A 13,276-nucleotide genomic window follows, 5' to 3' on the forward strand; every position below is an offset into this window, starting at 1 on the left:
GGAGCAAGCCCCCTCCCACATTTAGACCGAGGTGTGTCAGCCCACGGCCAATTCCACCACGCCGCCGTTCAACCGCACCGGCCATACCCGCAAACGCTGGTGCGGTGCCTCCAGGCATTGGCCGTCGTGCAAACGGTAATGCTGCTTGTAGATCGGCGCGGCCACTACCAGGTCGCCCTTGATACTGCCGACCAGCCCGCGACCGATCACATTCGCGCCGGATTCCGGGTCGTGGTTGTCGATGGCGTACAGCGTCTGGTCCTGGGCGTCGGGCAGGTAGAACAGTGCGACTTGGGCACCGTCCAGCCACACCACTACGCCGGAATTACTCACCAGGTCGGTCTCGTTGCACACACTTTTCCAGGTGGCAAGGTTGCGCTGCGTGTTGGACTGGCTCATCAGGCAAGCTCCTCGGTGACGGCAATCAGGTTGAGTTCGGCGGCCATGATCGGCCGACGCTGGCCGCGTTCCTGGACAAAGTGGATGTCCGGGTCGGGGCGTTTGTCGTTGACGAAGGTGCGGAAGCGCTTGAGCTTTTCCGGGTCCTTGAGAGCGTTGGCCCACTCGCATTCGTAGCGGTCGACCACCAGTTGCATCTGCGCTTCGAGCTCGGCGCCCAGGCCCAGGCTGTCGTGCAGGATCACGTCCTTGAGGAAATCCAGGCCGCCTTCCAGGCTTTCGCGCCAGACCGAGGTGCGTTGCAACTTGTCGGCGGTGCGGATGTAGAACATCAGGAAGCGGTCGATGTACTGGATCAGCGTGGCGTCATCCAGGTCGGTGGCGAACAGTTCGGCATGGCGTGGACGCATGCCGCCGTTGCCGGCGATGTAGAGGTTCCAGCCCTTCTCGGTGGCGATCACGCCCACGTCCTTGCTCTGCGCCTCGGCGCATTCGCGTGTGCAGCCGGACACCGCGAACTTGAGTTTGTGCGGCGAGCGCAGGCCCTTGTAGCGGTCCTCGATCAACAGCGCCATTTTCACGCTGTCCTGCACACCGTAGCGGCACCAGGTGCTGCCCACGCAGGACTTCACCGTGCGCGTGGACTTGCCATAGGCGTGCCCGGTTTCAAAACCGGCCGCGATCAGCTCGGCCCAGATGTCCGGCAGCTCGTGCAACTGCGCACCAAACAGGTCGATGCGCTGGCCGCCGGTGATCTTGGTATAGAGGTCGTATTTCTTCGCCACTTCGCCAATCACGATCAACTTGTCGGCCGTGATCTCGCCGCCCGGAATACGCGGCACCACCGAGTAGGTGCCGTTCTTCTGCATGTTGGCCATGAAGGTATCGTTGGTGTCCTGCAACGGCACCAGGGACGCGTCCATGATCGGCTGGTTCCAGCACGAGGCCAGGATCGACCCCACCGCCGGTTTGCACACATCGCAGCCGGTGTGGCCACGGCCGTGCTTGGCCAGCAGTTCTTCAAACGTGAGCACCCCTTCCACGCGCACCAGGGCATACAACTCCTGGCGGGTATAGGCGAAGTGTTCGCACAGGCTTTTGTCGACGCTGACGCCGCGAGCGATCAGCTCATGCTCGAACACCTGCTTGAGCAACCCGGCGCACCCGCCGCAACCGGTGCAGGCCTTGGTCTGCGACTTGAGCAGGCCGAGGTCGCTGCAACCGGCGTCGATGGCCGAGCAGATCGCGCCCTTGTTGACGTTGTGGCACGAGCACACCGTGGCCGACTCCGGCAATGCGCCTGGGCCGAGGGTCGGTGCGCCGCTGGACGATGGCAGGATCAGGCTGGCCGGTTCGGCCGGCAGCGCGATGCTGTTCTGCATGTACTGCAGCAAGGTGTCGTAGTAGCTGTTGTCGCCGACCAGCACCGCGCCGATCACGTGTTTGCCGCTCGCATCCACCACCAGGCGTCGATAGCTGGCGCTCGCCTCGTCGATGAACTGGTAGCTGCGCGCACCCGGTGTGTGGGCGTGCGCGTCGCCGATGGAGCCCACGTCCACGCCCAGCAGCTTGAGCTTGGTGGACATGTCGGCGCCGACAAAGGGCTCAGCGGTGTGCTCGCACAACAGCGCGGCGACACCACGGGCCATTTGGTAACCCGGCGCAACCAGGCCGAACAGGCTGCCGTTCCAGGAGGCGCATTCGCCAATCGCGTAGATATTGGGATCGCAGCTCAAGCACTCGTCGTTGATCACCACGCCGCCGCGCGGGCCAATCTCCAGGCCGGCCTGGCGAGCCAGGGCATCCTGGGCGCGGATCCCGGCGGAGAACACGATCAGGTCGGTCTCCAGGAACTCGTCATTGGCAAAGTTCATGCGGTAGCGGTACTGCTCGCCGGCACTGATCGATTGGGTGGCGCGGGACAGATGCACACCGACGCCCAGCCGCTCGATCTGGGCCTTGAGCGCAAGGCCGCCGAAATCATCCAGTTGCACTGGCATCAGGCGCGGCGCGAATTCCACCACATGGGCTTCCAGGCCCAGGCTTTTGAGGGCGTTGGCGGCTTCCAGGCCGAGCAGGCCACCGCCTACCACCACACCACGGCGCGCATTGGCGGCCGCGGCGCGAATGGCGTCGAGGTCTTCGAGCGTGCGATACACCAGCCGCGAGTCGCCTTCGGCGCCCTCGATCGGCGGCACGAACGGATAGGAACCGGTGGCCAGCACCAGCTTGTCATACGCCACGCAGCCCTGGGCGGTGATCACCTCACGGCGCTCGCGGTCGATCTCCAGCACCGGCACCCCCAGGTGCAAGGTAACGCCCGGCACCTGGTACAGCGAGGCGTCGGACAATGCCAACGACTCGGCATCGCGGCCGGTGAAATACTCGGACAGATGCACGCGGTCATAGGCACGCATCGGCTCTTCGCTGAACACGTGCAGCCGGTAGTGATCCAACGCGCCGCGTTCGATCAGTTGCTCCACGCAATGGTGGCCGACCATGCCATTGCCGACGACGATCAGGGTTTTCATCTGTTTGTTCATATCAAGCACCCGACAACGTTCATCACGATTTAAAAAGCAAAAAAAAACGCCTGAAACCTTACGGTTCCAGGCGTCTTTGCCTGTTCTTATGCGGGATTGGATCGGCGACTGCGCCGGATCTACCGCTGTATGCCCCTGTTGTCGATCGTCGTTGACCGAGGTGGGTTGAAGGGGAGCTTGCAGGTGGCGTGCCAATTGGCCGCAAGCGAGTACTCACGGCGGCGACAGGCAATCAACTGCACAAAGCGCAGCCAATTTCGCCTCCAACTGGTGCGCCTTGCTTCAAAAAAGCGCACGTTCAAAGGCTCACAAATGCTTCTATGGTGAGCGGGACTGTTGTGGCGAGCGGGCTTGCCCCGCGTTGGGTGGCGAAGCCGCCCCATTACTGCCACTGCTTGCTTCCTGTAAGGACTGAGGTGCCTGGGTTTGGGGCTGCTGCGCAGCCCAACGCGGGGCAAGCCCGCTCGCCACAATTAACCTGTGCTTAAGAAATTGGCGCGTGACTTGCTAGGAGTACACACAGAGCAGTCAACGCTGATTGCCCATTCACGACAAAGGCGCCGTGCAATCCCCGTTTCCAACGGAGGGTTGCAGGGCGCTTTTTTGTTGGCGGGCAGAAAAAGTTTCGAGGGTTACCGATGGCAAACCAAAGCGTACGCAGTGTGTGTCCCTATTGTGGTGTGGGCTGTGGCATCGTCATGCAGGTGGAGAACAATAAGGTGGTCAAGGTGATCGGCGACAAGGCCCACCCCACCAACTTCGGCCGCCTGTGCACCAAAGGCACCACCTGCGCGCAGGCTATCGCCGAGTCCGGGCGGATGGAGAACGCCTACCTGCGCGAGAAGCGCGACCACGACCCGGTGCGCATCGCCATGGACACCGCCATCAGCGAAACCGCCGGGCGCCTGCGCGACATCCTCGACAGCCACGGGCCGGATGCCCTGTCCTTTTATGTGTCCGGGCAAATGTCCCTGGAAGCCCAGTACCTGATCAACAAATTGGCCAAGGGCTTTGTACGCACCAATAACGTCGAGTCCAACTCACGCCTGTGCATGGCCAGCGCCGGCAGCGGCTACAAGCTGTCCCTCGGCTCCGACGGGCCGCCGGGCTCCTATGAAGACTTCGACCGCGCCGACCTGTTCTTCGTGATCGGCGCCAATATGGCCGACTGTCACCCGATCCTGTTCCTGCGCATGATGGACCGGGTCAAGGCCGGCGCGAAGCTGATCGTGGTCGACCCACGGCGCAGCGCCACCGCCGACAAGGCCGGCCTGTACCTGCCGATCAAACCGGGCACCGACCTCGCCCTGCTCAATGGCCTGTTGCACCTGCTGGTCAAGGACGGCCACACCGACCCGGCCTTTATTGCCGCGTTCACCGAGGGCTGGGAGGCCATGCCCGGCTTCCTCGAAGACTACCCACCGCACACGGTCGCCGACATCACCGGCCTGGCCGAAGCGGACATCCGCCAGGCCGCCGACTGGATCGGCGCAGCCGCCGAATGGATGAGCTGCTGGACCATGGGCCTCAACCAAAGCACCCACGGCACCTGGAACACCAACGCCCTGTGCAACCTGCACCTGGCCACCGGCGCCATCTGCCGCCCCGGCAGCGGGCCGTTTTCCCTCACCGGCCAACCCAATGCCATGGGCGGCCGTGAGATGGGCTACATGGGCCCTGGCCTGCCGGGGCAACGCTCGGTGCTGGTGGAGGCAGACCGCACATTTATCGAAGACCTCTGGCAGATCCCCGCCGACAGCCTGCCGCGCCAGGTCGGCGGCGGCACCGTGGCGATGTTCGAGCAGATGAGCGCCGGGCAGATCAAGGCCTGCTGGATCATCTGCACCAACCCGGTGGCCAGCGCGCCCAATCGCCGCAAGGTCATCGAAGGCCTGCAAGCCGCCGAACTGGTGATCACCCAGGACGCCTTCCTCGACACCGAGACCAACCGCTACGCCGACATCCTGCTGCCCGGCGCGCTGTGGGCCGAGGCCGAAGGGGTGATGATCAACTCCGAGCGCAACCTGACCTTGATGCAAAAAGCCGTCGAACCTCCGGGCCAGACCTTGCCCGACTGGCAAATCATCGCCAGGGTCGCGTGCGAGATGGGCTTTGCCGACGCCTTCACCTATGCCAGCGCCGCCGAGGTCTTCGACGAGATCAAGCGCGCCTGGAACCCCAAGACCGGCTACGACATTCGCGGCGCCAGCCATGCACGGCTGCGCGAACAACCGCTGCAATGGCCCTGCTCTTCGGAGGCTGGCGCGGACCGCAACCCGATCCGTTACCTGAATACAGGCACGCTCAGATTCGCCACCGAAACCGGCAAGGGCCAGTTCCTTGCGCGCCCGCATATGCCGCCGGCGGAGATGCCCGACGCAGCCTTCCCCTTCGTGCTCAACACCGGCCGTTTGCAGCACCAGTGGCACACCCTGACCAAGACCGGCAAGGTCGCCACGCTGAACAAACTCAACCCCGGCCCCTTCGTCGAACTGCACCCCGAAGACGCCGCCAGCCTGGGCATCAAGGACAACGACCGCGTGGAGGTGCGCTCCCAGCGCGGGCGGGCCGTACTGCCTGCGGTGGTCACCGACCGCGTGCGCCCGGGCAACTGTTTTGCGCCCTTCCACTGGAACGATGTGTTTGGCGAAAACCTCGCGATCAACGCGGTGACCAACGACGCGGTCGATCCGATTTCCCTGCAACCCGAGTTCAAGTTCTGTGCCGTTGCCCTGGCCCGGGTCGAGTTGATCAATCACCAGTTTCTCGATAGACCGGCCACGAATGATTTTTCCCCCTTAGCAGAGGACCTCGCCATGTCGCGCCTTGACGCCTTCGCCGATATTGCCGGCATCCGCAACGTGCCGGCCCCGTCATTGAGCGACAGCGAACGCACTTACCTCGCGGGTTTCCTCAGCGGCCTGCGCTCCGACGCCGGGCGCCAGGCAGCCGGTGTACCGGTGATGCCAATCGATGCGCCGCTGGCCAAGGATTCCCGCCTGTGGCTGGACGGTTTGCTCGGCGGGCTGTTCAGCCGCACCGACACCAGCACCTCAGCGTTACCGCCCGCCCCGGCCGTCACCCTGTTATGGGCCTCGCAGACCGGTAACGCCGAAGCCCTCGCCGAACGGTTCGCCAAGCGCCTGCGCGACGCCGGCATCAGCGTCGAGCTCAGTGCGATGGCGGATTTTCCCGCCAGCAAGCTGGCAAGCACGCAAAACCTGGCGCTGATCAGCAGCACCTTCGGCGACGGCGACCCACCGGACAACGGCGAAGGCTTCTGGCACAGCCTGAGTACCGCCGAGATCCGCCTGGAGTCGCTGCGCTTTGCGGTACTGGCCCTGGGCGATCCGAATTACGACCAGTTCTGCAAGCACGGCAAACGCCTTGACCAGCGCCTGCTGGAGTTGGGCGCAACCCGCCTGCTGGAGCGCGTGGACTGCGACACCGAATTCGAAGAACGCGCCTACGCCTGGCTGGCACAGCTGCAACACACCCTCAACCCGGCCAAGCCCGCAACGCTCGCCCCACCCGCCACCCCGGCGGGCAAAACCAAGCTGCATGGCTCACGGCTGCTGCTCAACCGGCACCTGAATCCGCGGAGCCCCCACAAGGAAACCCGCCAGTTCGCCCTGGACCTGACCGACTCCGGGCTGAGCTATGAAGCCGGTGATGCCCTGGGGGTCATGCCGCGCAACTGCCCGGAACTGGTCAGCGAACTGCTCGACCTGACGCGCCTGGATGCCACGGCCTGCGTAAACATCGACACCTTCGGCGATGTACCGCTGCACCAGGCACTGACCCAGCGTTTCGAAATCGCCCGCCCCAGCAGCGACACCCTGGCCTTTATTGCCGAGCGCACCGCCAACCCAGGCCTTAAACACCTGCTGGGCCCTGAGCACAAGGCCGAACTGCAAGACTGGCTGTGGGGCCGGCAACTGGTGGACGTGCTGCACGAGTACCCCATCGATTGTTCGGCGGACGAACTGCTCGGCACCCTCAAGCGCCTGCAACCACGCTTGTACTCAATCGCCTCAAGCGCCAAAGCCTACCCGCAGCAAGTGCACCTCACCGTGGCCGCCGTGCGTTATGGCAAGCGCAAGGGCGTGTCGTCGACCTTCCTCGCCGACCGCGCCGCAGACAGCGAGGTGCCGTTGTTCGTGCAGCCGTCCAAGCACTTCCGCACACCTGCCGACGGCGACGTGCCGATGATCATGATCGGCCCCGGCACCGGTGTGGCGCCGTTCCGCGCGTTTTTGCAGGAACGTCGGGCCCAGGGGCATCAGGGCCGCAACTGGCTGTTCTTTGGCGAGCAACACGCGGCCAGCGACTTTTACTACCAGGACGAACTGCAAGGCATGCAGCACGACGGCTTGCTCACTCACCTGAGCCTGGCGTTCTCTCGCGACCAGGCGCAGAAGGTCTACGTGCAGGACCGCATCCACGAACACGGCGCCGAGCTGTGGCGCTGGTTGCAGGACGGCGCGCAGTTGTACATCTGCGGGGATGCCAGCCATATGGCCAAGGACGTCGACCAGGCCCTGCGCCAAGTCGCGCAAACCCACGGCGGGCTTGGCGTTGAGGGCGCCGTGGAGTACTGGCGCCAATTGAGCGAACAGAAGCGCTATCTGCGTGATGTCTACTGATTGGATACAGAACAATAAGCACTTTGTATTGTGTACAAAAAACCCTAAAGTTTCACCGGCGCTGGGCCGAAACAGCGGTGATAGCAAATCGCCGCGCTCTTTTTCCGGAACGAGACGATTTGACCGCCCCCTACGCTGATGGTCGTCTCGATGAAAATAAAAAATAAGCTGGTGCTGGCTTTTGTCTCGGTCGCGTTTATCCCGGTAAGCCTGGTGGCGGTCATCTCCGTGATGAACACACGGACCCAGGCCGTTGACCAGTTTATCGATGGCAGCACCCGGGAAATCCGCCAGATCGATGGCAATATCCGCCAGTTCTTCGACGGCACGCTGCAGAACGTCGATCAAATGGCCACGGATCCTGTATACACCTCCGTGGAAACGCTGAAGAACTACCAGCCCGCCGACGCGGCCAGCCAGCCAATGCCGGCGGCGGCACAAGCGGTCATCGAGCGCTTTGCGCGCTTTGGCGCCACGCACCCGGCAGCGGCCATCCTGTCCGTCGGCCTGGAAGACGGCACCTACGTCAAATGGCCGGATGACCCGCAACTGGCCAAGTACGACCCACGCGCCCGCCCGTGGTACAAGGCCGCCATGGCCAGCCCCGGCAAGACCGTGCGCACGCCGGCTTACTATTACGACAAAGACGACGTGGCGCTGGTGGGAACCGCGCGCGCCTTGCTGGATAACGCCGGCAAAGCCAAGGGCGTGTTCGTGGTCAGCGTGTCGCTGAAGAACCTCACCGAACTGGTCAAGAGCATCAAGCTCGGCGAAAGCGGCTACGTGATGCTGATCGAAGACGGCGTGGTGCTGGTCGACCCACGCGATGCCGCCCACAGCTTCAAGCCGCTCAAGGACCTGGGGGCCGCCTATGCACACCTGGCCGAAACCTCCCAAGGTTCTACCGAGGTGGAAATCAACGGCGTGCGCTACATGGCTAACGTGTGGACCTCCCCCGGCCTGGGCTGGCGCTATATCGGCCTGATCGAACACCGCGAAGTCATGGCCGAAGCCATGCGCATGACCTACCTCACCGCTGTCATCGTCGGCGTGCTGGTGCTGATCTTCGGCGTGCTCGCGGCGGCGTTTTCCAAAGTGATCGTCAAGCCCATCGGCCAGGTCAGCAGCGGTTTGCAGTCGATTGCCGAAGGTGAAGGCGACCTGCGCCACGCCCTGCAGGTGCAGGGCAAGGATGAAACAGCTGAACTGGCCGGCTGGTTCAACAAATTCCTCGCCGCCATTCGCCAACTGATCCAGCACATCGGCGCGGCTTCGGCCAATTTGCATAACGCCTCCAAGGTCAACAGCGAAGTGGCGCACAACATGAACGAAGCCGCCGGGCGCCAGCGCGAGGCGGTGGAACTGGTGTCCACCGCCTTCAACGAAATGGTCGCCACCGCCAACGAGGTCGCGCGCTCCTGCAGCAGTGCGGCAGAGTCGGCGGAGAACGGCCATCGCCGTGTGGCCGAGGGCAAGCAACAGATCGAAGTCACCACCGATAACGTCAACCGCCTGGGCCGCCGCTTGACCGAGTCGTCCGACGCCATGGTCGAACTCGAAGCCGGCAGCCGCAGCATCAACCAGATCATCGGCACCATCCGCGCGATTGCCGAACAGACCAACCTGCTGGCGCTCAACGCCGCCATCGAGGCCGCCCGTGCCGGTGACCAGGGCCGTGGTTTTGCCGTGGTCGCCGACGAAGTGCGCGCGCTGGCCAAGCGCACCTCCGACTCCACCGGCGAGATCGAGCACCTGCTCGGCACCCTGGAAAACAAGACCCAGGAAGTCACGCAAAAAATGGGCAGTTGCCTGGACCTGTCACGAGCCAGCGTGTCGTCCATCGAAAGCGCGCGCGACAGCTTTGAAGGCATCCAGTTGTCGGTCAACGAAATCCGCGACCAGAACCTGCAAATCTCCGCTGCCGCCGAGGAACAACACAGCGTGGCCGAAGAGATCAACCGGCATATCCAGCAGATCTACGACGAAGCGCGACTGGTGGAAAGCCTGGCCAACTCGGCGCAGGACGACTCGGGGCGCTTGTCGAATCTGTCGGATGAGTTGAATGGCCTGGTGGGGCGTTTCAAGTCCTGATGATTGTCGCCATCTGATCATCCGACTCCCCCCGTAGCAGCTGCCGAGCGCAAGCGAGGCTGCGTCAGGCGCGCTGCCGATTCAAGCCCGAGTCGCGGCCAACGCAGCCTCGCCGGGGCTCGGCAGCTGCTACGAATGCCAACCCCATCAAGGCCTACCCCCGTAGCAGCTGCCGAGCGCAAGCGAGGCTGCGTCAGGCGCGCTGCCGATTCAAGCTCGAGTCGCGGCCGACGCAGCCTCGCCGGGGCTCGGCAGCTGCTACGAATGCCAACCCCATCAAGGCCTCCTCCCGTAGCAACTGCCGAGCGCAAGCGAGGCTGCGTCAGGCGCGCTGCCGATTCAAGCTCGAGTCGCGGCCAACGCAGCCTCGCCGGGGCTCGGCAGCTGCTACGGGGTTTTACGCGGTGCTGGATAAGACGGTATCTACGCAGGGGGCTCGGCTCAAGATGTGTAGATACCTATGCCCCGATGAGGGAGTGTCAGTCCCTTATTTTTTAACTGACCCGGCGCTATCGGGGGCAAGTCGAATCGTCGCACCGCCCCTCCCACATTTGGATCTCCATCCAGCAGGTAGGCCTCAGCCTGCTTTTGCTCTGGCTTTTGATCTTGATCCTAGGCGCCCCGTTAAACACGCTGGCCTTCGTTCGGGCACACCGAGCCTAAGCGAGGTGCCGAGTGTTGGGGCAAGAGCCCTTTTTTACTTTTGGGGCTCTTTTCCAAAAGTGACCCGCCGTAAGGGCGGAACCCATATCAGCCGTTACCGCAGCAATGGATATGTACTCGCTCAAATCCAACGACATGGCCGGCCCGAAGGCCGCCACAGTTTTGAACCCGCTCAGCCTCAGGCTTTCGCCGGGCCATTGCCGATCTGCCACACAAACGGCGGCTCGGTGCCATTGATCACCCAATCCCCCACGATGCGCGCCTTGTAGATCACCGGGTTGTGTGACGACACGGTCCGTGCATTGCGCCAATGGCGGTCGAGGGACTTGCCCTGGCGCACATCCGAGGCCCCCAGTGCGTTGAACAACTCACTGGTGGCGCGCTGGATCAGTTCCGACACCACCACCTGCGCCGTGGCTGACTCGATTTCGGCGGCCACGTTGGCTTCGCGCTCGACCTCCTCATCCCCACCGAAACGCGCCAGGTACGCCCGCTGTGCCGGTATCGCAGCCCTCAGCGCGCTGGCTTCGGCGGCGTAGACCAAGGCGGCGACTTCGCCCACCACCTGCTGGATTTGTGCATCCTGGCTGACGTGCTGGGCATTGCCATGGCTGTAGATGCGCTTGCGGTTGCGCACCTGGTGGGCCACATCGCGCAAGGCGGCACGGCCGATACCGGCGAGGCTGGCCAGCAGGACAAGTTGGTAGAACGCGGTCTGGTATTTGAAGCGGGTCGCAAAGTCGATGACGTTTTCCGCCTCCACCACCGCATCGGTAAAGCGCGAGGTGCCGCTGCCGGTCGTGCGCTGGCCAAAACCGTCCCAGTCATCGCTGTGTTCCACGCCGGGTTGGCGCGCGCGAGTGGCGGCGATCACATCGCCGCCGGTGTCGCTGCGCTGGGCGTACACGTCGATCCAGTCAGAGAAAATGCTGCCGGTGCTGTAGAACTTTTCACCGTTGAGTTTCCACTGATCGCCGTCCGGACTGACCTTGGTGACAACGTCGCCGATGGCCACGGCGCCGATTTCGGTCCAGGCGCAGCCGACGATATCGCCGTCGACAAAGCGCTTGAACCACAGGTCGCGGCCGGCACTGGGCGGCGCATTCAGGCGGTCTTCGGCAAAGGCGAAATGCCCGCGCAGGGCCTGGGGTACGTTGGAGTCGGCTTCGGCCAGTTCGATCAGTAGTTCGAACAGTTGCGGCAGCGAAGCACCGCCACCGCCATATTCCACCGGCACCCGCACCGCACCGAAGCCGGCTTCCTTGAGCCACTGGATCGGCTCATGGGGCAGGGCGCGGGTTTGTTCGCGTTCCACCGCGCCATCGGCGATGCGCTGGAAAATCGGACGAAAGCGTGCTGCCAGCGTGGGGTAGTCGACGCCGACGGACAGCGGGTTGATAACGTGGTGTTCGGTCATGGGCAAGGCTCCGGGGCAGTGATCGGTGCAGGGAGTGATTGCACAGTCCGTGCCGGGTCCCAGGGCCAGTGTTTACGGGAGATGCATGCTGTTTACTGTTGCCCTGGCAACAGCAAATCGACAAACCGTCGCAATCCCTGACATTGGCATGCAATGCCTTGCGGCCCCGAATACGTGTCCCAACCCCTGCGGCGCGGGCGTTTGCGCCTGCCTGGCACGCTTGCTGCTCCACCCCTCGGTACATTCCTTAATGCGAGGTACCGTTCGATGAGTCAGCAAGCCGTGAAATTTGCCTATTGGGTGCCCAACGTCAGCGGTGGGCTGGTGGTCAGCAAGATCGAACAACGCACCCACTGGGGCATCGACTACAACCGTAAACTGGCGCAATTGGCCGAAGAGGCCGGCTTCGAATACGGCCTGACCCAGATCCGCTTCACCGCCGGCTATGGTGCGGAAAATCAGCATGAATCCGTGGCGTTCAGCCATGCATTGCTGGCCGCGACCACTAAGCTCAAAGTCATCGCGGCGATCCTGCCCGGCCCGTGGCAGCCGGCGCTGGCGGCCAAGCAACTGGCGACCATCGACCAGCTCACCAATGGCCGCATTGCGGTGAACATCGTCAGTGGCTGGTTCAAGGGGGAGTTCCAGGCCATCGGCGAACACTGGCTGGAGCACGATGAGCGCTATCGCCGTTCCGAGGAATTTATCCGCGCCCTCAAAGGCATCTGGACCCAGGATGACTTTACCTTCAAGGGCGACTTCTATCGGTTCAACAACTACACCCTCAAGCCCAAGCCGTTGGGCCAGCCGGAAGTGTTCCAAGGCGGCAGTTCGCGGGCCGCGCGGGACATGGCAGCGCGGGTGTCGGACTGGTATTTCACCAACGGCAACACCCCGGAAGGCATCAAGGCCCAGGTCGACGACATTCGCACCAAGGCCGCGGCGAACAACCATTCGGTCAAAGTCGGCGTGAATGCATTCATCATCGCCCGTGATACCGAGGAAGAAGCCCGCGCCGTGCTCGCGGAGATCATCGACAAGGCCGATCCGGACGCCGTGAATGCCTTTGGCGACGCGGCCAAGCAGGCCGGCAAGGCGTCACCCGAAGGCGAGGGCAACTGGGCCAAGTCCAGCTTTGAAGACCTGGTGCAGTACAACGATGGCTTCAAGACCAACCTGATCGGCACCCCGCAGCAAATTGCCGAGCGCATCGTTGCACTCAAGGCCGTAGGCGTAGAACTGGTGCTGGCGGGGTTCCTGCACTTCCAGGAAGAAGTGGAGTACTTCGGCAAGCGTGTACTGCCGCTGGTGCGCGAGCTGGAAGCCAAGGCCGGGATCAAGCAGGTGGCCTGACCAAGGGGTTTTCCAGGCGCAGGGCCGGAGTGTGGTCTGGTGAGTGGCGCCGAGTAGCCGCTGCCGAGCGCAAGCGAGGCTGCGTCAGGCGCGCTGCCGATTCAGGATCGAGTCGCGGCCGACGCAGCCTCGCCGAGGCTCGGCAGCTGCTACGGATTTGCGAG

At 63.5% G+C, this 13,276-nt stretch carries 6 protein-coding genes; 3 read left to right on the forward strand and 3 right to left on the reverse strand.

The window, feature by feature from the left end; all coding sequences use genetic code 11:
• Positions 1 to 36: 36 nt before the first annotated feature.
• Both nirD and nirB read right to left on the reverse strand, forming a co-directional pair.
• The gene (gene nirD / locus AB1462_RS20740) at positions 37 to 399 is read right to left on the reverse strand and encodes a nitrite reductase small subunit NirD (RefSeq protein WP_090403609.1); all 363 of its coding nucleotides are present in this window, start codon (positions 397 to 399) and stop codon (positions 37 to 39) included.
• A complete protein-coding gene (nirB, locus tag AB1462_RS20745) occupies positions 399 to 2,942 on the reverse strand; it encodes a nitrite reductase large subunit NirB (RefSeq protein ID WP_090403607.1) in 2,544 nt (847 codons plus the stop codon). The genes nirD and nirB overlap by 1 nt, the downstream gene beginning before the upstream one ends.
• Before the next feature lie 638 nt (positions 2,943 to 3,580).
• On the opposite strand from nirB, the gene AB1462_RS20750 reads away from it, so the two are divergent.
• Positions 3,581 to 7,588, forward strand: coding sequence for a molybdopterin-dependent oxidoreductase (locus tag AB1462_RS20750; RefSeq protein ID WP_367247813.1), 4,008 nt, complete (start codon positions 3,581 to 3,583; stop codon positions 7,586 to 7,588).
• Between the two features lie 150 nt (positions 7,589 to 7,738).
• On the forward strand, positions 7,739 to 9,679 hold the full coding sequence (locus AB1462_RS20755) for a methyl-accepting chemotaxis protein (protein WP_367247815.1): 1,941 nt from the start codon (positions 7,739 to 7,741) through the stop codon (positions 9,677 to 9,679).
• Between the two features lie 841 nt (positions 9,680 to 10,520).
• On the opposite strand, the gene AB1462_RS20760 is transcribed toward AB1462_RS20755, so the two are convergent.
• Complete coding sequence (locus tag AB1462_RS20760; protein WP_367247816.1) at positions 10,521 to 11,759, reverse strand: acyl-CoA dehydrogenase family protein; 1,239 nt, start codon at positions 11,757 to 11,759, stop codon at positions 10,521 to 10,523.
• 267 nt (positions 11,760 to 12,026) lie between these two features.
• Between AB1462_RS20760 and sfnG the strand changes: the two genes are divergently transcribed.
• Positions 12,027 to 13,112 carry a dimethylsulfone monooxygenase SfnG gene (gene sfnG / locus AB1462_RS20765; RefSeq protein WP_367247817.1) on the forward strand — a complete coding sequence of 362 codons (1,086 nt, stop codon included), beginning with the start codon at positions 12,027 to 12,029 and terminating at the stop codon, positions 13,110 to 13,112.
• Positions 13,113 to 13,276: the final 164 nt, after the last annotated feature.

It is taken from the genome of Pseudomonas sp. SB113 (genome assembly GCF_040754745.1).
GTDB lineage: Bacteria > Pseudomonadota > Gammaproteobacteria > Pseudomonadales > Pseudomonadaceae > Aquipseudomonas > Aquipseudomonas grimontii.

What these genes read in the sequence shown, in the direction of transcription:
- nirB (WP_090403607.1), bottom strand. Translation starts at nt 2,942, where the DNA reads ATGAACAAACAGATGAAAACCCTGATCGTCGTCGGCAATGGCATGGTC.
- AB1462_RS20750 (WP_367247813.1), top strand. Translation starts at nt 3,581, where the DNA reads ATGGCAAACCAAAGCGTACGCAGTGTGTGTCCCTATTGTGGTGTGGGC.
- nirD (WP_090403609.1), bottom strand. Translation starts at nt 399, where the DNA reads ATGAGCCAGTCCAACACGCAGCGCAACCTTGCCACCTGGAAAAGTGTG.
- AB1462_RS20755 (WP_367247815.1), top strand. Translation starts at nt 7,739, where the DNA reads ATGAAAATAAAAAATAAGCTGGTGCTGGCTTTTGTCTCGGTCGCGTTT.
- sfnG (WP_367247817.1), top strand. Translation starts at nt 12,027, where the DNA reads ATGAGTCAGCAAGCCGTGAAATTTGCCTATTGGGTGCCCAACGTCAGC.
- AB1462_RS20760 (WP_367247816.1), bottom strand. Translation starts at nt 11,759, where the DNA reads ATGACCGAACACCACGTTATCAACCCGCTGTCCGTCGGCGTCGACTAC.